This window comes from Rhodococcus sp. OK302 (assembly GCF_002245895.1).
Lineage (GTDB): Bacteria > Actinomycetota > Actinomycetes > Mycobacteriales > Mycobacteriaceae > Rhodococcus_F.
On record NZ_NPJZ01000001.1, the window covers coordinates 677,764 to 696,159 of the forward strand.

Here is an 18,396-nt window from a genome sequence, read left to right on the forward strand (position 1 = left end):
CGGTCCTTCAATCCGAGATTCAGAGCAGACCAGCTTCGGTCATCAGCTGCGTCACCTGCGGGCTGTTCAACTTCGCCGGATCGATCTTCGGCGCCTGCAGATCTGCCAGGGGAACCAGCTTCGCGTTGGCCGGAACATCGCTACCGACGGTGTACTCGAACGACGTACCGTTCTGCAGAACTTCCTGGCCGGACTTGCCGGTGACGAACTTCAGGAACTGCTGCGCTGCATCCTGCTTCGAGCTGGACTTCAGAACGCCGCCACCGGAGACGCTGACGAATGCGCCCGGATCTTCGTTCTTGAAGTAGTGCAGTGTGACGTTCTTGCTGTTCTCACCGGTCTTGGCCTGATCGCCGAACCAGTAGTAGTGGTAGATCACGCCGCCGGGGATCTCACCCGCGTTGACAGCCTTCATGACCGTGCCGTTGCCCTTGTACGTGCGGACGTTGTCCTTCATGCCCGCGAGCCACGCCTTGGTTGCGTCCTCACCCTTGAGCTCGAGGAGGGCACTGACGATCGCCTGGAAGTCTGCTCCCGAAGGCGAAGCCGCCCAGCGGTCCTTCCATTCCGGGTTCTGCAAGTCCAGGAGCGACTTGGGCAGCTGATCTTCGGTCAGCATGTCCTTGTTGTAGGCAAAGACGGTGGAGCGTGCAGCGATGCCGGTCCACTTGCCACTCGACGGGCGGTACTCGCTGGGAACCTGCGCGATGGTGTCAGCCTTCACGTCCGTGAAGAGGCCGGCGTTCTCGACGAGGGTCATCGCGGGCGAGTTCTCCGTGAGGAAAACATCAGCCGGCGACTTGTCACCTTCGGCAACCAACTGATTGCCGAGCTCGGTGTCACTGCCCTGACGCATCTCGACCTTGATGCCGGTTTCCTTGGTGAAGGCGTCGGCCCACTCCTTGGTCAGCGACTCGTGCTGAGCGTTGTAGACCGTGATCGACTCGGGAGCACCCGCTGCACTGGTTTCCGTCGTCTTGTCCGAATCCGAACTCGAGCACGCGGCAACTGCCAAGACTGCAGCTGTAGCCAACGCAATCCCTGAAATCCGTCCGAATCGCTTGCGCATATCCATCCGTCCTGTAGTGGCCGGGACCACTCCCGACTGCCTTCGTCGGGTGATGCTACTCCTAGGGTTGGCATACCTAAGACGGGGTATAGGCAAACGAGATTTACATTTAACCTGGTCAGATGTTCAATTTGCCGGCCTGATGCCGGCTTCTGTACCCACTGCAGCGGCGGCACCACGGTTCTCGACGCCTAACTTCTTCAGCACTCCCGCAACGTGAAACTTGACTGTGCTCTCACTGACCCCGAGCCGTTCGGAGATCGCCTTGTTACGGCGGCCCGCGACCAGGTGCTCGAGAACTTCGAATTCGCGCGGCGCCAATTCTGTGAGTGTGTGGCCCACCGGAAGCGCCAGGTGTACGTCGAGCGGAAGGGACGCACTGATTCGACTACCCCAGCCAGGCGTCGATTCGGACTCGATGCGGCCGCCCAAAGTTTCTACCCGAGAACGTAATTGACGCTCGATGTCGGCGACATCCGCTTCGCCTCCGCCGTCGTCGCGAATATCGAGCAGCAGCGCAGAACCGTCCACAGTCCACGCCACGCGAATCCTGGACAGCGTGTGCTGGTCCGCCAATGCAAGCACTGCGCCCCGCACCACTGCCCGCGCACCGTGCGCGACTTCACCGGGAAGGCCGCGGCCGTCGACGGGCGGTTCCACCATTTCCACTTCGATCTCGCGGTGTTTGAGCAAAGACCGCAACTCTCCTCGCATCCGCGCAAACGCCGTGGTGATGGCTTCTTCGGCCAGTTCACGGTGAACGTCGACGGCTGACCGCAACCCGATCAACGCCGACGATGTTGTCTCACGGGCCGACGTTCGCGCCCGAGTGTCGTCGAGATCATCCGAGCGCAACGTGGCAAGAATGGTTTCCAGCGTCGCAGCATGGATTTCCGTCATCTCGGCAACCGTGCGTGCGCGTTCCGACGACGCCGCTCTCGACTCCGCCAGATACGCCGGACTGGCATTGCGAACCTGCAATTGAATACCTGTCGCGACAACGCCGAACAGTGCCGCCACGACCGTGAGCGATGCGTTCCGGGCGGCCGCAGCACGCGGCGTCAGCATGAGCAACGTATCGGTCCGATCGAGAATCGCGTACACCTCTCGCTCACGACCGGCGACCGTCATCGCGCCCCGAAAGATCTGTCCCACAGCAAGACTGCCACGAATGTGATCGAGTTCAGCGATGGTAACCCGATCGACGACGGCCGGATCGCCGGCAACTTTACGCGGCCTACCGGTGCATTCGCGGGTAAATATCACGAGCGACGAGTGTGGTGCCGTATCAGCGATCAGCGCCGAAAATCGGCTCCCGATCTCGGGTAGCGGTCCGACCAGGACGTCGCGTAGATCCGAGATCAACTGAGGGGCGTTGTCGACGAGGCTCACCGGTCAACGATAGCGGCGCACACTATTTCTACAGCGTCGTCCTCATCAGCATCACGTTGTAGTCCGACCAGGTAGTGGCAAGAAAGTATAGATCCTGCCCCTGCGACCACGGATGCATGTAGGCACCGTACAGACCCGGGACGGCGCCCGATCCGATCACGACGTCGGACGCACTCCACGGTCCGGTCAACTGATCCGCTGTTCGCAACACCAGCGAGCCTGATGCATCGGAGTACATGGCGACGAATCTGCCCAGATAGTTGTTGTACTGCACCGACAGTTCACTCACATCACCATCGAGTACGGGCACAGCAACATCGGGATTGTTTGGTACCCAACCCTTTCCGTCCCAGTACTCGTAGGCTGCGGCGTCGACGATCGCTTCTTCCTTCACCCGCGAAAGTCTCGCTTCGGAGAAACGACCCGGCGGCGTCCCGAAGTTGTAGACGTACCCACCGTCTTTGACGAAGGACCCCATCTGAAAATTGGCGTTGCCTGTCAACGGCAGATTTGGGCGCGCCGACGACGGTTCGACCTGCCACGTCTCACCGTTGTCGTGCGAAGACGCGATCTGCGAGAAGTTGGTGGCCCATTCTCCTGATCCGCCCCATGACCGCACAGACATGTAGTTGACGTACTGCACTCCGTTCACCGAAATGCCCGTCGTGGGAATGCTGCTGGTCTCGACGCCGGTGACCTTGAGGCTTCCGATGATCTCCCGCGAGTGATTCGGCCGGTCCGTAGGCGAGGAATCGATATTCATGCCGTCGGACAGATTGCCATCGCCGCTGCGGAACAGGACGTTGCTGCGCCAGTCCCCCACAACTCCGCTACAGAGGAGATCGGACCCGATGCCGACGGTGTCGCCGAACACGGTCAGCACCTGACCTGCGCCGTTGTCCCACATGATCCCGAGATCCGTGCCCAGGACATTGAACCGTTCGACGGTCTGGTTGGGGCTGAGCGCGCCGGTGATGTACTCGACCGCCGAGGTACGACCCTGCAGTTCGGGAAGATTTCCGTTGGTTCCGTTGAGCCAGGGAATCGGGTTGGTGGGCCCGCCCGACTTTTCGAGACTTCCGGTGACATTGCAGTCCCACGGAGACGCTTGCGCGTGTGTCGCGCCGAGTAACGCGGTGGACGCGACTACGCAGGCAACCGCTGATGCCGACAACTTCACCATTGATGTCAATCCAATTCTCCGAACCGTCCGCACCGACATGTCTACGAGTATCGTTGCATAGCAACATAAATAGATGAACGGACCCGCAACGGATCACGTTCATCTAATGTGTATTTTTCTCGGAGTTCCCTACTTCGGGTCACCTCAAACCAAGGAATACCTCGTGCGCACCCGACGCTCCCTCCGCTTTCAGTCCTCCAGCACCGTTACGCGCACCATGATCGTCGCGGCGTTTGCTGCAACCGCCTTGACTGCATGCTCCGGAGAAAGCGCGGACACCAAACCCGCATCGACAACGGCAGCGCCGACGACAACCAGCGCATTGGTCACCACGACAACAGCTGCCCCGGTCGCGACGACGACCGCTGTCTCGCCTGTTGCGCCTCCTCCCGTCGCAACGCCCGCTGCGGCGCCGGCCGCAGTGCCGGCCATGATGCCTGACGTCGTCTGTATGAATCTCCAAGATGCGCAGGACACCATCCAGGCCGCGGGCGTCTTCTTCTCCCGGAGCGCAGACGCAACGGGAGCCGGCCGACGCCAGGTGGTCGATTCGAACTGGATCGTCGTCGATCAGACGCCGTCAGCGGGTAGCCCGTTCGGGGAAATCGAAGCAGTGTTGTCCGCCGTCAAGATCGGCGAACCGAGCCCCTGCTGATCTAGCTCGCCGTCCGATAGGAAGCAGAAAGTCTCGGCCATGGACAAGTACGACTGTAAGAAGGCACAGAATCGCGATTACGTGGTCGCGCCACTCTCGCCCGGCTACACGACGAGTTCATGCCCGAGCACGGACTGAACTTCAACGGCGATCACCATGAGATCTACTCGAGTGACGCTCGCAAGAGCGTTCCGGCCAAGCTCCGAACCATCCTCCGCCAACCCGTTTGCTCCGCTTGGCCAACTACGCCACGACTCAGAGTTACAGATTGCCCGTCATTGCCACACCAATTGACCGAAAACGGTCACACTGATGACCATCTCTTTGTACTGTGACACAGCTGGACATACGTCCAACCTTTGCCGTGGCGTCAACCGCACTTGCGCTCCGGTCAAACGACAGGAGCCTAGACAGTGTCACCATCCGGTTCCGACGTCTCTACGCGTCGAACGCACCTCATTCGCACAATCCTCGCCATCCTCGTTATTGCGCCTCTCTCGATGGCTGCGTTCTACATGTGGGCGCTGTGGAACCCCGGCGACACCGTCAACCAATTGCCGGTCGCGATCGTCAACGCCGACGCCGGCACCGATCTCGACGGAACTCGCCTCGAAGCCGGAACCGAAGTGGTCGCCGGACTGGTCGACAGCGGTGACGTCGCGTGGAAAGTTGTGACGGCCCAGGAGGCGAAGGACGGTGTCGACGACGGCAGCTTCTACTTCTCCGTGGTGATTCCCGAGAGCTTCAGCGCCGATGTCGCGAGCGCTGCCACCGGGTCGGGCCGCAAGGCTCAGCTCCAGGTGGTCTACAACGACTACAACAGCCTCGTAGCAACGCCTGTCGGCGAAAGCGTCATCGCGCAGGTTCGTTCAGCCGTCTCCGAGTCGATCGGCGAGCAGTCCATCGACCAGGTCCTTATCGGCCTCGGCGATCTGGGCGCCGGATTCGGAGAAGCTGCAGCCGGAGCGCAACAACTTTCCGACGGCACCGGGCAGGCCTTGGCCGGCACCAAGCAACTCCACGACGGCAGCAAGGAACTGGCGACAGGCCTTGGTGAGGCGAACCAGGGTGGGAAGGAACTCGCAGCGGGAACCGGCGAACTTGCTGCCGGGGCAGACGAGGCAGCCGCCGGGTCACAGGAACTGAATGCCGGCATGCAGCAGTTGGTCGCCGGAACAGATGAGCTCGGCGCCGGTGCCGGCCAGATCAGCGAAGTGGTCGACATGGTGACCACCCCGATCCTCGACCTCGTCGGTTCGTCCGGACAGGTTGTTGGCCAGATCGATTCATTGATCACTTCACTTCGCCTTGCGGGCGATCCCGTCTCCGTCGGACTCGTCGACGCACTGTCCGGCTTGCGTGCCACGCTGACAGCACAGCCGGCAGAAGACGACATCGTCAGCCAACTCGGCCAACTGCGTGACGGTGCTCGAGAAATCACGAGCCAACTCACCGATCCGAAGAGTGACTACCGCGGCGGATTGAATGCAGCAGCAGCAGGCGTCGGCGAATTGAGCAGTGGTCTCGGCGAACTTTCCACCGGCGCACATCAACTCGATTCCGGCGCGAACGAACTATCTTCCGGCCTCGGCCAGCTGGCAGCCGGCAGCATCGAACTTCGCGATGGACTGGGTGAGCTGTCCACCGGCGTCGGCGAGTTGGACGCCGGCAGCAACGAACTGTCGCAGGGACTCACCGAAGGCGCTGCCCAGGTTCCGCAGTTCACCGAAGAGGAACGTTCCACCACCGCCAACCTGCTCTCGGCACCCGTCTCCGTCGACGCGCAGAACAGCTACCCTGCCGCCGGCTTCGGACCGGGCGCAGTACCCGCCGTCATGTCTGTGATCCTGTTTCTTTGCGGAATCCTGACCTGGTTCGTGGTTCGCCCACGCCGAGGTCGCTCGGAACAAGTACACACCTCCGTGGTCCGAGAAGGTCTGCGTCGGTACCGTGTTCCGGCACTGGTCACTCTGGTGGCGGCCCTGGTTCTGTCAGTAGTTTCGCTGACCGTCGCGAATGTGGACCCGCCGAGCGTCGTCGCAATGATCGCCGTCATGATTCTCGTCGGTGCCGCAGCAGTGGCATTGGGACGACTGTTCACTGTCGTATTCGGCCCGATCAACGGCACTTTCATCGCCCTGGGCGCCTTGATGATTCAAATCTTCGCCTTCGGCGCCGTGTACCCGATCGAACAGATGCCGGCGCCGCTGCAGTGGTTGCACGCCCTGATGCCACTGACCTGGGCGCGCAACGCAATGCGCATGGTTCTGGTCGGATACTACGGACCGAAATTCTGGCTGGCAGTAGCCGGTCTGTTCCTTCTGGTGGTCGGAGCAGTTGCCTTCACCATCTGGTGGCGTCGCCGTCAGGAACCCACTCCCGACGACAACGCTCCCATCACCGAGGAGATCGTGTATCTCCAGCCGACACACAGCTGAGTCAGATCAGCGGGTTCCACTCACTCCGCCATCGAGCGGAATCACCGCGCCGGTGAGATAAGCACCGGCGCGGGAGGACAGGAAGATTGCCAGCCCGGCAGCATCTTCCGGCGAACCCACACGCCCGAGCGGAACCGATGCGGCCACGGCATTGGCGCTCTCCTCGTCGTCTAGAAGGAACGCCATCATCTTCGACGGAAAAGGTCCCGGAGCAATCGCATTGACCGTGATCTTTTCCGCTGCAAGCGTTACCGCCAACTTCCGAGTCAACATGTGCACGGCAGCCTTGCTCGCACCGTAAGAGAAGTTCTCGGAGCCGGACACCACCAGTCCGTCGATCGAACCGATATTGATGACGCGCGCCGGATCCTCGGTTGTTGCCGCAGCGCGTAACTGCGGCAACAACTTCTGCGTCAACAAGAAGATCGCTTTGACGTTGAGATCAAAAATCTTGTCGAACCCTGCAGCCGGAAAATCGTCGACCGGTGCGCCCCAGGTCGCGCCGGCATTGTTGACCAGCACATCGAGCGTCGGCGATACCTCGGCGACTTCGGCCGCCAAACTTGCGACGCCGTCGTCGGTCGACAAATCTGCCGGATGTGAAATGCAGGTGCCGAACTCCGAGAGTTCCTGCGCTGCCTTGTCACACGCCTCCGCTTTGCGTGCGGAGATAATGACTGTCGCGCCGCCCTCGACAAATCCGCGAGCAATCATGTAACCGATTCCGCGTGATCCACCGGTCACCACGACGGTCTTGCCACTGACGTCGAACAGTCCGTCCAACAAGCTCATCTGATCAAACCTTTCGCACAGCAGGGGTCAGGGAACGAACACGACTCGGCCGACAGTTGTGCCGTCCCCGAGTCGACCGACACCCTCGGCAACGTCGGACAACGGCAACCGCTCTCCGATCAACGGTTTGATCAATCCGGCATCCGCGAGCCTTGTGAGCTCGACATGGCAATCGTCGATAGCCTGCTGGTTGTACGCCTTGTAGAGGCCCCAGTGCAGACCGATGATCGAATAGTTCTTGATCAGAGCATGATTGAGAGCCGGTTGCGGAATGGTGCCGCCCGCGAAACCGATGATCACGATGCGCCCCTCGAAGGCGATGCACTTGGTCGACTTCGCGTAGGCGTCGCCGCCGACCGGATCGAACACCACGTCGGCGCCCTTACCGCCGGTGAATTCTTTCACCGCTGCGACAAAATCCTCGCTGTGCCGGTCGACAACCAAATCCGCACCCAGCTTGCGTGCGTACTCCACCTTGTCCGGTCCACCGACAACACCGATCACCTTGGCGCCGGCTGCTTTACCGATCTGGACGGCAGCACTTCCCACACCACCGGCTGCGGCATGCACCAAGAGAGTCTCACCTTCGAGCAACTGCGTACGACGATGCAGCGCGAACCACGCCGTTTGGTAGCCGACGGTGAGAGCAGACGCTTCGGCGTCATCCAGCGCGGCCGGCGCCGGGTACGTGTTGGTTTCGTCCAGAATCGAGAACTCGGCAAAACCGCCATCCGGCAGACTCGGGTTGCCGATCACTCGATCACCGACCGAGAATTTGGTGACGGATTCTCCGACCGAGACAACTTCACCACACATCTCGACGCCGGGCGTGAACGGCAGGGGCGGCTTGATCTGGTACTCGCCGCGACACATCAGCACATCGGGGAAGTTGGCCGGTACGGCAAGGAGTTTCACCAACAACTCGGTGGACCTCGGCGTCGGATCTGCCACTTCTTCAAGCTTCAATACATCTCGGGGTTCACCGAGTTCGTTGATGCGCCAAGCCTTCACAGGAATTCTCCACTCAGGTAGTGATTGTGTTTTTCAGGAAACAGGAAGGTCGACGAGTTCGCCCAGCCGCGCCCGATGCTGATACGCCGTACCCAGCGTCAGTTGATCACTCTTGGCGCGCTTGAGGTACAGGTGCGCCGGATACTCCCACGTCATTCCGATCCCTCCGTGGAGCTGCACACATTCCTCGGCGGCGTGAACAGCGACGTCGCTGCAGAATGCCTGGGCGAGCGTTGCTGCAACTCCGGAATCCTCGTCGCCACGCGCGTAAGTGTCTGCGGCATAACGCGCGGCCGCACCGGCGGAGCTGACTTCGAGCCACAAGTCCGCCAGACGGTGCTTGATCGCCTGATACGAGCCGATCGCTCGACCGAACTGCTTGCGCTCCTTCACATAGGAAAGCGTGGTCTCCAAACACCACTGAGCAACAGCGAACTGCTCCGATGCGAGTAGCGCGCTTCCAACGATCAACGCCTCTTCCACAGCGCCAACAGCGTTCCCGCCATCCACCCGCACCGACGACGCTCCGGAGAACTCGACGTCGGCCAGCCGGCGAGTCATGTCCAAGGACAACACCGGCGTCACATTCGCGTCGGCAATACGCACGGTGTGCAGTTCGAGGCCGCTCGCGCCGGACACCGGAACAACAAGTACGTCTGCCTCGGCAACACCGGCAACGGTGGTGACACGGCCGACGAGACCTGAATCCGTGGCCTTGACCGAAGCCACGAAAGTACCGGGCGCCGTCGACAGCGGAATTACCAATGCTGCAGTCGACTCTCCGGAAGCCAAGCGCCCGAGAACTTCTCGCTCACCGGCCCTCAACAACGCCGTCGTTGCCAGCACTGCGCTGGTGAAGAACGGAACCGGAGCGACAGCGCGGCCGATCTCCTCCATCACCACCGCAGCCTCACGGGTGGACGCACCCGCTCCCCCGAACTCCTCGGGTATCAGCAATCCCGCCAACCCGAGTTCCGATGCGAGCGACTTCCACAAACCTGTGAAGTCTGCCGGCACCTCGTCGTACGCGGTCATCACAGTCTCGGCTGCGGCGCGTTCACTCAGCAAGCGTCGGACACTGGCCCGCAGGTCTTGTTCGGTCTCGGTGTACAGCAGATCGGCGCTCATCGGGGTAGGTCCTTCCAGGCGATATCCTTGTCGACGCGATGTTCGGGCGGCAACCCGAGGACCCGCTCTGCGATGACGTTGCGAAGGATCTCCGACGTCCCGCCTTCGATCGAATTACCCTTCGCTCGGAGGTACCGATAGCCCGGTTCACGTCCGGTGAAGTCCACGGAATCCGGTCGTCGGAGCGTCCAATCGTCGTAGCGCAATCCGGCTTCACCGTGCAGCTCGAGATCGAAGCCCGAAATCTGCTGGGCGAGACCGGCAAACGCAAGTTTCATGCCGGAACCCTCCGGTCCGGGTTGCCCGGCTGCAAGTTGCTGGCCTAGCCGTACCCCGGTCAGACGGGCAACTTCGGATTCGGTCCAGAGCCGCATCAACTCGTCGTGCATCGCAGGGTTACGCAGCTGCGGTTCCTCTCGCCACGCCTGCGCAACCTTGCCGATCATTCCGCCTTCACGCGGAGCGCCGGATCCGATGGCCACACGCTCGTTGTTCAGCGTGGTGGTAGCGACCTTCCAGCCCTGTCCTTCCGCGCCGAGGCGGTTGGCATCCGGAATGCGTACGTCCGTGAGGAATACCTCGTTGAACTCTGCCTCACCGGTGATCTGACGTAGTGGACGGACGTCGACGCCGGGATCGGTCATGTCGCAGATAAAGTAGCTCAGCCCAGCGTGTTTGGACCGCTCCGGATCGGTCCGGGCCACCAGAATTGCCAACTGCGCGTTCTGAGCACCCGACGTCCAGACCTTCTGCCCGTTCACGATCCAGTCGTCGCCGTCGCGTACTGCGCGGGTAGCCACGGCGGCCAGATCCGAACCGGCACCCGGCTCGCTGAACAGCTGGCAGTAAACGGTCTCCGAGGTCCACAAGGGGCGCAGGAACTTCCGCTTCTGCTCCTCCGTACCGAAGGCGGCAATGGTGGGCGCTGCCATGCCCAGTCCGATGCCGTTCTTGCCCACATCCGGCCCCGGCGCACCCGCTGCCGCCAATTGAGCGTTAACCCGGTGCTGGAAGCTCTGCGGCACACCGAGACCCCCCTGGCCTTCGGCGAAATGGACCCACGCCAATCCGGCGTCGAATCGTGCGCCGAGGAACTTCGACACTGACGTCTTCGCCGGATCATGATCGGCAAGAAGGGTGTTCACCTTTTCGGCAAGATCACGTGATACTGCATCTTCATCGAAAGCCATGCAAACTCCTACAGTTCGAGCGATGGGGGTGAAGCTCAGTCCTTGGGTCCGCCGGCAACGTAGACAACCTGGCCGGAGACAAATCCTGCGCCCTCACTGACAAAGAAGGACGCAGTGTGAGCGATATCCTCGGGCTGGCCGACGCGGTTGACCGGAATCTGTGAAGCGGCAGCTGTTTTGAAATCCTCGAAGCCGACGCCCATGCGCTCCGCCGTTGCCGCAGTCATCTCGGTTTCGATAAATCCGGGAGCAATCGCATTGGCCGTGACGCCGAACTTTCCCAATTCGAAGGCCAAAGTTTTGGTGAATCCCTGCATGCCCGCCTTCGCTGCCGAGTAGTTGACCTGGCCCCGGTTACCCAGTGCCGACGTGCTCGAGAGATTCACGATACGGCCGAAGTTGGCTTCCACCATGTACTTCTGCACAGCGCGCGACATCAAGAACGCGCCGCGAAGGTGAACACTGATGACGGAATCCCACTCGGTAACAGTCATCTTGAAGAGCAGATTGTCCCGCGTGATACCGGCATTGTTGATCAATACAGTGGGCGAACCGAGTTCAGTTGCGATCCTCTCGACCGCGGCGGCAACCGATGCTTCATCGGATACATCGGCTCCGACGGCCAGCGCTTCACCGCCCGCAGCCCTGATCGCGTCAACGGTGCCCGCGCACGCTGCTTCGTCGAGATCGAGTACTGCAACGGCAAACCCGTCTGCCGATAGACGCTTTGCCACTGCCGCACCGATACCACGAGCCGAACCCGTGACGATCGCCGTTCTGCGTTCCTGACTCACTTGCCCTCCAATACATTGTGGTGAAACCGGCGATCTCGTCAGATTCCGGCTTGAACTGCAACTTCTCGGGCCTTGGCAACCAAGGCATCGATACGTTCAACAGTGGGTGTACCACTTTCGGCCGCATTCTGTGGTTCATCGCGCGCACGACGCATCACGCCCTCGGCAATGACCGCAACCTTCCACAGCCCCAACGCGTGCCAGAACTTCAGTGCCGCCGGATCCCGACCGGTGGCATCGAGATAGACCTGCGACAGCTCGTCTCGCGTCGGGAATCCCGGGAGCGCCGACGCCGGGAAATCTCCGCCGGTATCTTCCCCGGCCGCCGGCCAGTACGCCAGCAGACTTCCGACATCGGCGAGCGGATCTCCGAGTGTGCACAGTTCCCAGTCGAGTGCGGCGACAACCTCACCACTGATCGCGGACGTGATCACATTGCGCAGGTGAAAGTCGCCATGCACCAACGTGGTTTCGGTGTGCTGCGGCTGCGCGGCAATCAGACGCCGGGTCAAGTCATCCAGATCCGGGCACTTCCGAGTCTTCGACTGCTCCCACTGACCGCCCCACCGCTTCAACTGCCTTGCAGCATAAGGCTTATGGCTGGCCAAATCATCCAACCCCGCAGCCTTCAGATCGACGGCATGAATTTTGGCCAAAGTCCGGGCAAGCGAGATGCCGATCGCCCGGCGCCGCTCCGGCGTCAACGCTTCCGCCAACGGCATTCGGTCCACTACCTGGCCGTCGACAAATTCCATGAGCAGCAAAGGAACTTCGGTAACTGCCGGGTCTTCCGTCAACCCGAAAACTCGGGGCGACGGCACCTCCGTGGATTCCAATGCGGACAGGATCCGCGCTTCGCGTGCCACATCGTGCGCGGACGCCAGAAGGTGACCGAGAGGTGGGCGTCGTAGCACCCACTTCGCGCCGCCCTGATCCTGAACGAGATAGGTGAGATTGGACTGTCCCAGACCAATGCGATCAAAAGTCAGCGGGCCGCTGACATCGATTCCCAGTCCCGATATCCACTGGGTGACGGCTCCGGGATCCAACCCCACTATGTCGACACTAGGCACCGAAAGATGCTCCTTGCCTGAACGGCTTTGCATCGCCGAGCAACTGTCCTCCGTCGATGGTCATGATCTCGCCGGTAATCCACCCCGCCGCATCGGAAACCAAGAAGGCGATAGCGGAGGCGACATCGTCCGGCTCACCGATGCGACCCAACGCTGTCGACGCTGATACTGCCTCTTCGTGTTCCTTCCACAGCGCCTCGGCCAGCTTGGTGCGCACTACTCCCGGAGCAACCGCGTTGACCCGAATCTTCGGAGACAGTTCGAGAGCCAACTGCTTCGTGACGTGAATGAGGGCGGCCTTCGACGCATTGTAAGTACCGATCCCGGCCTCGAATGCCATGCCGCCGATAGAGGCGGTATTGACCACGGCGCCACCGTGTTCACTCATCCAGGCTCGCGCGGCAAGGCCTGTCCATAGGACGGGAGCCCACACGTTGACGTCGAAGGTCTTGGCGAAGCGCGAGTGATCCTGATCGATGATCGGCCCGAACGACGGATTGGTACCCACGTTGTTCACAAGAATGTCGAGGCTGCCGAAACGCTCGAGGGTTAACTCGACACATTTACGGGCCGCCTCCTCGTCGGTCGCATGGGCACCGACTCCGATCGCATGACCGCCGATCTGGGCCGCTGCCGCATCCGCGGATTCCTGTGAGCGCGAAGTTAATACAACGTTCCCGCCGGCCGCAGCAATCGCCTGCGCTGCCGCAAGACCGATGCCACGCGAGGCACCGGTGACAATCGCAGTCTTACCCGTGAGATCCAGCCCTGGCATCTCAGTTCGCCTTGACGTCGCGGTACTTCCGCAGTTCCTGCTTGGCGATAGCGCGCTTGTGCACCTCGTCCGGACCGTCCGCCAGACGAAGCGTGCGCATGTGTGCGTAGGCCATTGCGAGCGGGAAATCATCGGTAACGCCGGCGCCGCCGTGAACCTGGATGGCGCGGTCGATGATCTTGAGCGCAATATTCGGTGCGGCAACCTTGATAGCAGCGATTTCGGTACGTGCTTCCTTGTTGCCCACTGTGTCCATCATGTATGCGGCCTTGAGTGTGAGCAGCCGGACCATCTCGATCTCGATGCGCGCCTCGGCAATCCAGTCCTGAATGTTCGCGTTGTCGCTGACGGGCTTGCCGAACGTGATACGGGTGGATGCGCGCTTGCACATCAATTCCAGTGCGCGCTCGGCCATTCCGATAGCTCGCATGCAGTGATGAATTCGGCCGGGTCCGAGACGTGCCTGGCTGATGGCAAAACCTTCGCCTTCACCGGCGAGGATGTCCTTGACGGGGACGCGTACGTCCTCGAAGGTGATCTCGCCGTGCCCTTCGCGGTCTTGATATCCGAAGACGGGCAGGTTACGGAGGATGGTGACACCGGGCGCGTCGATCGGAACCACCATCATGGACTGCTGGCGGTGCGTCGCAGCATTGACGTCGGTCTTGCCCATCACGATAAGCACCTTGCAGTTCTGGTGCAATGCATTGGAAGCAAACCACTTACGACCATTGAGGACGTACTCGTCACCGTCGCGATCCATGCGGAGTTGAATGTTGGTCGCGTCGGAGCTGGCCACCTCGGGCTCGGTCATTGCAAACGCCGAACGGATTTCACCTTCCAGCAAGGGCTTGAGGTACTTCTCCTTGTGCTCGTCAGTGCCGAAGAGCGTGAGCACCTCCATGTTGCCGGTGTCGGGGGCGGCGCAGTTGGTAGCTTCGGACGCAAGATGGCTGCGGCCCATGATCTCTGCGAGCGGCGCATATTCCAGATTGGTCAGGCCGGGACCCCATTCCGGATGGGGATGGAAGAGGTTCCACAGCCCACGCGCCTTGGCTTCCTTCTTCAGGTCGTCGATGATCGGCGGCTGAAAATGCGGATTGCCGGCGGCGCGCATCTGCTCTTCGTAGACAGCTTCAGCCGGGTAGACGTGCATTTCCATGAAATCGTTCAACTCGGCCTGGTACTTCTTGGTGCGATCCGAAAACTCAAAGAATGACATGTGGACTCCTGGCAGAGAGGGAAGGAAAATTGGGGGTTCGACGCTCGAGGTGGCTCATCGACTTCCGGCAAGCAACGACGCCTGGTAGCGGCGCATTCCGCGCAGCCAGCGGTCGTAATCTGCACCCTTCTGCCGGTACATGTCCAGGACCTTCGGGTGCGGAAGAATTAGGAAGTGCTCGGCATCTACTGCAGCAAGGACGATTTCGGCGCACTGATCGGGTTCGATGACCTCGCCGGCAGCAAGCACTGCACCGGTCGCAGCTTCGCCCAGTGGATCACCGGAGTCCTTGCCCTCGAACAACAGTTTGGTATTGACTCCCATCGGACAGAGGCAGCTGACTCGAACGCCCTTGTCTCCGTAGGTCATCGAGAGCCACTCGGCAAACCCGACGGCGGCATGCTTGGTAACGGAGTACACCGCCGAACCGACCTGGGTGAGAAGGCCGGCGGCAGAGGCGGTACTGATGAAATAGCCCTCCCCGCGCGCAACCCAACCGGGGACGAGCAAACGAGCGGCCCGAATGTGGGCCCGAACATTGATGTCGAAGGCAATGTCCCAGCCGTCTTCGTCGACATCGAGGCCCAGTCCACCGGTAATGCCGGCATTCGCGAAGTACAGATCTACCGGGCCGAACGACTCTTCGGCGAGCGCAATCAATCCCTCGATCACACCGACGTCGGATACATCGCCCGCGGAAGCAACAGCCGATCCCGGATGCGCCGCATTGACCTCGTCGGCAACAGCGGCGGCCGCATCAGCGTTGAGGTCGGCAACAACGACGCTGGCGCCCTCAGCTGCCAGCTTCCGGGCGAGCGCACCCCCGATGCCCCCGCCGCCACCGGTGACTATTGCAACCTTCTGGGCAACCTTCACGTTCGATTCCTCTCGCTTGCATTCACCGGAAGTTCATATCAGTGATCCACGTCTCCCCTCATGTATAGTTGAATCCGGCGTCAACTTCAACCACCCAGCTACGGATACAACAAAGTCCGCTTCCCGGCTCCGGTTCCCGTGGGATCTCAGCTCCTGATGCGCGCGACGGTGGTCGCCGTCGGCCGAGGCAATCTCCGTCCGCTCACACGCGCGGAATCAACCGCGATCAGGAAACCTGAGCGCGTTTGCCCATAGTTTCGTGACGGTGACAACGACATCTTCGAAATCAAGGGGCCGCCCGTCCACCATCCCCTCACCCAACGTGAAAATGCTGAAGGCAAACCGGCTTACCATGCCGGACAACGCTATCGACGCCGTCAGCGGATCCAGCGATGCATCAGCGATGCCACGTTTCTGCAGATCGGCAATGCCCCGGGCATTACGCCTGATAAAGGCGTCGGCGCGTTCGTTGCGGATCCTACGGAACTCGGGGTCGATATGCGCGACCTGCTCCATGAGACCCATCAGCTTCGCATTGCGCTGGTATGCAGCGAGATACGCCCGATTACTTGCCTCCAGAGCTGCGTACGGATCATCCGTACCGGCAACCCGGCCCATGCCGGGATGCATCATTTCTTCACGTGCGACCTCGAGGACTGCTGCAAAGACCTCTTCTTTGTTGGCAAAATACGTATAGAAGGAGCCGGTAGCGCACCCAGCTCCCTTCGCAATGTCTATCAGGCGAGCATCAAGGTAGCCGGCGGTCTCGAAAACCTCACGTGCCGAGGCGATCAGAGCTGCGCGGGTCCTCGCGCCACGTTGCGTGCTCGGCGGATCACGATGCAACGTCGGCGACGTAAGCGGAAGCGCGGATATCCGAGAATCCTCATCGAGCACAGTGCTCTCCTTTCGCGAAGTTCGCTGCCATCGAAGGACATTCACAACAAACTCAATGTTGACGCCGAGTTCAAGTGTACGCTCAGGTGAGACCTACGGCACACAATCGGTCGATTTCACACGACAGGCGCAACGATGGTCATTGTTCTCGACCAGCAGAGCCTGGCGAGACCGAAGGCAATGATCTGCGGGGCGCCGGCCAGGATCAGTTCTCGAAATATCGACGAGGATTGTCCACCAGCATTGTCGTGATCTGCTCTTCGGTCACTCCACGTTCGAGCAGTGCCGGTATGACCTGATCGCTGATGTGCGTGAAGTTCCAGTTCGGTACCGCCGCCTCTTTCGCCTCACTCGAGAACCAGTCGATAAAACACGAGGCGTCGTGTGAAAGGACCATCCTCTCGGCATATCCGCGACGCACCATTTCGACCACGGTATTCACCCGATTCTCGAAGGGCAGCAATACATCCAGACCGAATCGGTCCATGCCCAACAGCGAACCCCCGTCCGCGAGTGCACACAGGTAATCGAGGTCCGTCGAATCGCCCGAATGACCGATGACTACTTTCGCGAGGTCCACACCCTCGTCGGCCAGCACTTTCTGTACGACCAGGCCGGATTCGGTGTGTGGGTTGGTATGGACCGTGATCGGCACTCCGGTTTCGACCTGCGCCGCTCCGACTGCGCGCATCACGCGCTCGACGCCCGGAGTAAGGCCGGATTCCTCGATTGCGCATTTGAGGAACGACGCACGGATGTCGGTTCCGGCAATGCCCTCTCGAATGTCCTTGACGAAGAGATCGACCATCGGATCCTGCACGTCGACCATCAATCCGGGTCCGACGTAATGAAATTGGAACGGAAGGTCGTTGTGGGTGTAGATGCCGGTGGCGACGATGATGTTGAGATCGACCTGCTCGTTGATACGCGCGATACGCGGAATGTAGCGACCAAGACCGATAACGGTCGGGTCGACGATGGTGCTGATTCCCCGGGACTTCAGTTCCGTGAGCTTGGCAACGGCATCGGCAACCCGTACGTCCTCATCCCACGGTTCGGGATAGTCGGGAAAGTTCTGACGCATCTCTTCTCCGAGAACGAAGACGTGCTCGTGCATCAGCACCATTCCCAGATCGGCTGTATCCACCGGCCCACGAACGGTGTGTACTGAACCCATCGATCAAACCCCTGACTGTGATTGGCATCACCAACGTGAGACAATGGGAAAGTGTGTCTCACGCCATGCGGTTCGTCAACAGGTGCAGCCCAGCCCGATCAATACTTGATGATGCAACGCCGGACAACTGTAGAGGATGCCTCCGATGCCTTCCGACCACGAGCGCCGACGGGCGATCGACACTGCCGCGAGTATGTACCTCGCCGAGCAGCCGCTCGATATGTCACTACTGGCCGAGCGCCTCGGAATAGGCCGCGCGACGCTCTATCGCTGGGTCGGAAATCGCGACACGCTCCTGAGTATCGTCCTCGCTGAGGCCACCGAACGCACGTACCGAAAAGCCATGTCGCAGGCCGTCGACCAGGGCGCCGACTACATTCTCGACGTATTCGGCCGCGTCATGCACGCAGTGGAATCGTCCACCGAACTCCGGGCGCTGATCAAGCGTGAGCCCATGCTGTTCGTCAAACTCGCATTGCTGCCGGGGTCTATCGAGTCGATCTCCACGTCGATCGCAGCTGAGATCCTCCAAACTCAGATCGATGCCGGCCACATCACGATCGTCCTCTCACCGCAGGTTCTGGCCGGCGCTCTGGTTCGCATCTGCGACGTTCATCTTTTCGCGCCGCTACTCGGGCATGAGAGGGCGGAAATCGAAACAGCCCTCGACCTGATCGCACTACTACTCGGAGTTACCCGCACATAAATCCCGACACACGCGACA

At 60.8% G+C, this 18,396-nt stretch carries 18 protein-coding genes and 2 pseudogenes; 5 read left to right on the top strand and 15 right to left on the bottom strand.

Annotation, left to right across the window (positions count from 1 at the left end; all coding sequences use genetic code 11):
• Positions 1-19: 19 nt before the first annotated feature.
• From BDB13_RS03115 to BDB13_RS32770, 4 genes are all read right to left on the bottom strand, one after another.
• On the bottom strand, positions 20-1,069 hold the full coding sequence (locus BDB13_RS03115) for an iron ABC transporter substrate-binding protein (protein WP_094274635.1): 1,050 nt from the start codon (positions 1,067-1,069) through the stop codon (positions 20-22).
• A gap of 126 nt (positions 1,070-1,195) precedes the next feature.
• Entirely contained in the window at positions 1,196-2,461 is a 1,266-nt protein-coding gene (locus BDB13_RS03120) for a helix-turn-helix transcriptional regulator (protein ID WP_094270362.1), read from the bottom strand.
• A 28-nt stretch (positions 2,462-2,489) separates the two neighbouring features.
• Positions 2,490-3,644: a DUF4185 domain-containing protein gene (locus tag BDB13_RS03125; protein WP_176459513.1), complete on the bottom strand. Its 1,155-nt coding sequence runs from the start codon at positions 3,642-3,644 to the stop codon at positions 2,490-2,492.
• A 189-nt stretch (positions 3,645-3,833) separates the two neighbouring features.
• Positions 3,834-4,076: a hypothetical protein gene (locus BDB13_RS32770; protein WP_254922684.1), complete on the bottom strand. Its 243-nt coding sequence runs from the start codon at positions 4,074-4,076 to the stop codon at positions 3,834-3,836.
• A 19-nt stretch (positions 4,077-4,095) separates the two neighbouring features.
• Here BDB13_RS32770 and BDB13_RS32775 point away from each other — a divergent pair, with 19 nt between their 5' ends.
• From BDB13_RS32775 to BDB13_RS03140, 3 genes and pseudogenes are all read left to right on the top strand, one after another.
• Positions 4,096-4,299 (top strand): calcium-binding protein, encoded by a 204-nt coding sequence (locus tag BDB13_RS32775; RefSeq protein ID WP_254922685.1) that lies wholly within the window; start codon positions 4,096-4,098, stop codon positions 4,297-4,299.
• Between the two features lie 92 nt (positions 4,300-4,391).
• Positions 4,392-4,526: pseudogene (locus BDB13_RS33775) on the top strand (GyrI-like domain-containing protein); the annotation flags it as partial.
• Between the two features lie 186 nt (positions 4,527-4,712).
• On the top strand, positions 4,713-6,737 hold the full coding sequence (locus BDB13_RS03140; protein ID WP_094270363.1) for a YhgE/Pip domain-containing protein: 2,025 nt from the start codon (positions 4,713-4,715) through the stop codon (positions 6,735-6,737).
• 6 nt (positions 6,738-6,743) lie between these two features.
• Here BDB13_RS03140 and BDB13_RS03145 read toward each other — a convergent pair whose 3' ends face one another.
• The 9 genes from BDB13_RS03145 to BDB13_RS03185 are packed head-to-tail and all read right to left on the bottom strand — an operon-like array spanning position 6,744 to position 15,598.
• The gene (locus BDB13_RS03145; protein ID WP_094270364.1) at positions 6,744-7,529 is read right to left on the bottom strand and encodes a RhlG family 3-oxoacyl-ACP reductase; all 786 of its coding nucleotides are present in this window, start codon (positions 7,527-7,529) and stop codon (positions 6,744-6,746) included.
• 27 nt (positions 7,530-7,556) lie between these two features.
• Complete coding sequence (locus tag BDB13_RS03150; protein ID WP_094270365.1) at positions 7,557-8,540, bottom strand: NADPH:quinone oxidoreductase family protein; 984 nt, start codon at positions 8,538-8,540, stop codon at positions 7,557-7,559.
• A gap of 33 nt (positions 8,541-8,573) precedes the next feature.
• On the bottom strand, positions 8,574-9,668 hold the full coding sequence (locus BDB13_RS03155) for an acyl-CoA dehydrogenase family protein (RefSeq protein ID WP_094270366.1): 1,095 nt from the start codon (positions 9,666-9,668) through the stop codon (positions 8,574-8,576).
• Entirely contained in the window at positions 9,665-10,858 is a 1,194-nt protein-coding gene (locus BDB13_RS03160) for an acyl-CoA dehydrogenase family protein (RefSeq protein ID WP_094270367.1), read from the bottom strand. Before BDB13_RS03160 ends, BDB13_RS03155 begins: the two co-directional genes overlap by 4 nt.
• A 35-nt stretch (positions 10,859-10,893) precedes the next feature.
• Positions 10,894-11,652: a 3-oxoacyl-ACP reductase FabG gene (gene fabG / locus BDB13_RS03165; RefSeq protein ID WP_094270368.1), complete on the bottom strand. Its 759-nt coding sequence runs from the start codon at positions 11,650-11,652 to the stop codon at positions 10,894-10,896.
• Between the two features lie 38 nt (positions 11,653-11,690).
• Positions 11,691-12,758, bottom strand: coding sequence for a phosphotransferase family protein (locus tag BDB13_RS03170; protein ID WP_441347173.1), 1,068 nt, complete (start codon positions 12,756-12,758; stop codon positions 11,691-11,693).
• Entirely contained in the window at positions 12,718-13,500 is a 783-nt protein-coding gene (locus BDB13_RS03175; protein WP_094270370.1) for an SDR family oxidoreductase, read from the bottom strand. The genes BDB13_RS03170 and BDB13_RS03175 overlap by 41 nt, the downstream gene beginning before the upstream one ends.
• Before the next feature lies 1 nt (position 13,501).
• Complete coding sequence (locus tag BDB13_RS03180; RefSeq protein WP_094270371.1) at positions 13,502-14,722, bottom strand: acyl-CoA dehydrogenase family protein; 1,221 nt, start codon at positions 14,720-14,722, stop codon at positions 13,502-13,504.
• A 54-nt stretch (positions 14,723-14,776) separates the two neighbouring features.
• Positions 14,777-15,598 carry an SDR family oxidoreductase gene (locus BDB13_RS03185; protein ID WP_094270372.1) on the bottom strand — a complete coding sequence of 274 codons (822 nt, stop codon included), beginning with the start codon at positions 15,596-15,598 and terminating at the stop codon, positions 14,777-14,779.
• Positions 15,599-15,694: 96 nt separating this feature from the next.
• Between BDB13_RS03185 and BDB13_RS33780 the strand changes: the two are divergent.
• A pseudogene (locus BDB13_RS33780) lies at positions 15,695-15,769 on the top strand (MaoC family dehydratase); the annotation flags it as partial.
• Positions 15,770-15,814: 45 nt separating this feature from the next.
• Here BDB13_RS33780 and BDB13_RS03190 read toward each other — a convergent pair.
• Both BDB13_RS03190 and BDB13_RS03195 read right to left on the bottom strand, forming a co-directional pair.
• Positions 15,815-16,495 carry a TetR/AcrR family transcriptional regulator gene (locus BDB13_RS03190; protein ID WP_094270373.1) on the bottom strand — a complete coding sequence of 227 codons (681 nt, stop codon included), beginning with the start codon at positions 16,493-16,495 and terminating at the stop codon, positions 15,815-15,817.
• A 205-nt stretch (positions 16,496-16,700) separates the two neighbouring features.
• On the bottom strand, positions 16,701-17,672 hold the full coding sequence (locus tag BDB13_RS03195; RefSeq protein ID WP_094270374.1) for a phosphotriesterase family protein: 972 nt from the start codon (positions 17,670-17,672) through the stop codon (positions 16,701-16,703).
• Between the two features lie 145 nt (positions 17,673-17,817).
• Between BDB13_RS03195 and BDB13_RS03200 the strand changes: the two genes are divergently transcribed.
• Positions 17,818-18,378 carry a QsdR family transcriptional regulator gene (locus BDB13_RS03200; protein ID WP_094274638.1) on the top strand — a complete coding sequence of 187 codons (561 nt, stop codon included), beginning with the start codon at positions 17,818-17,820 and terminating at the stop codon, positions 18,376-18,378.
• The last annotated feature ends 18 nt before the right edge of the window (positions 18,379-18,396 follow it).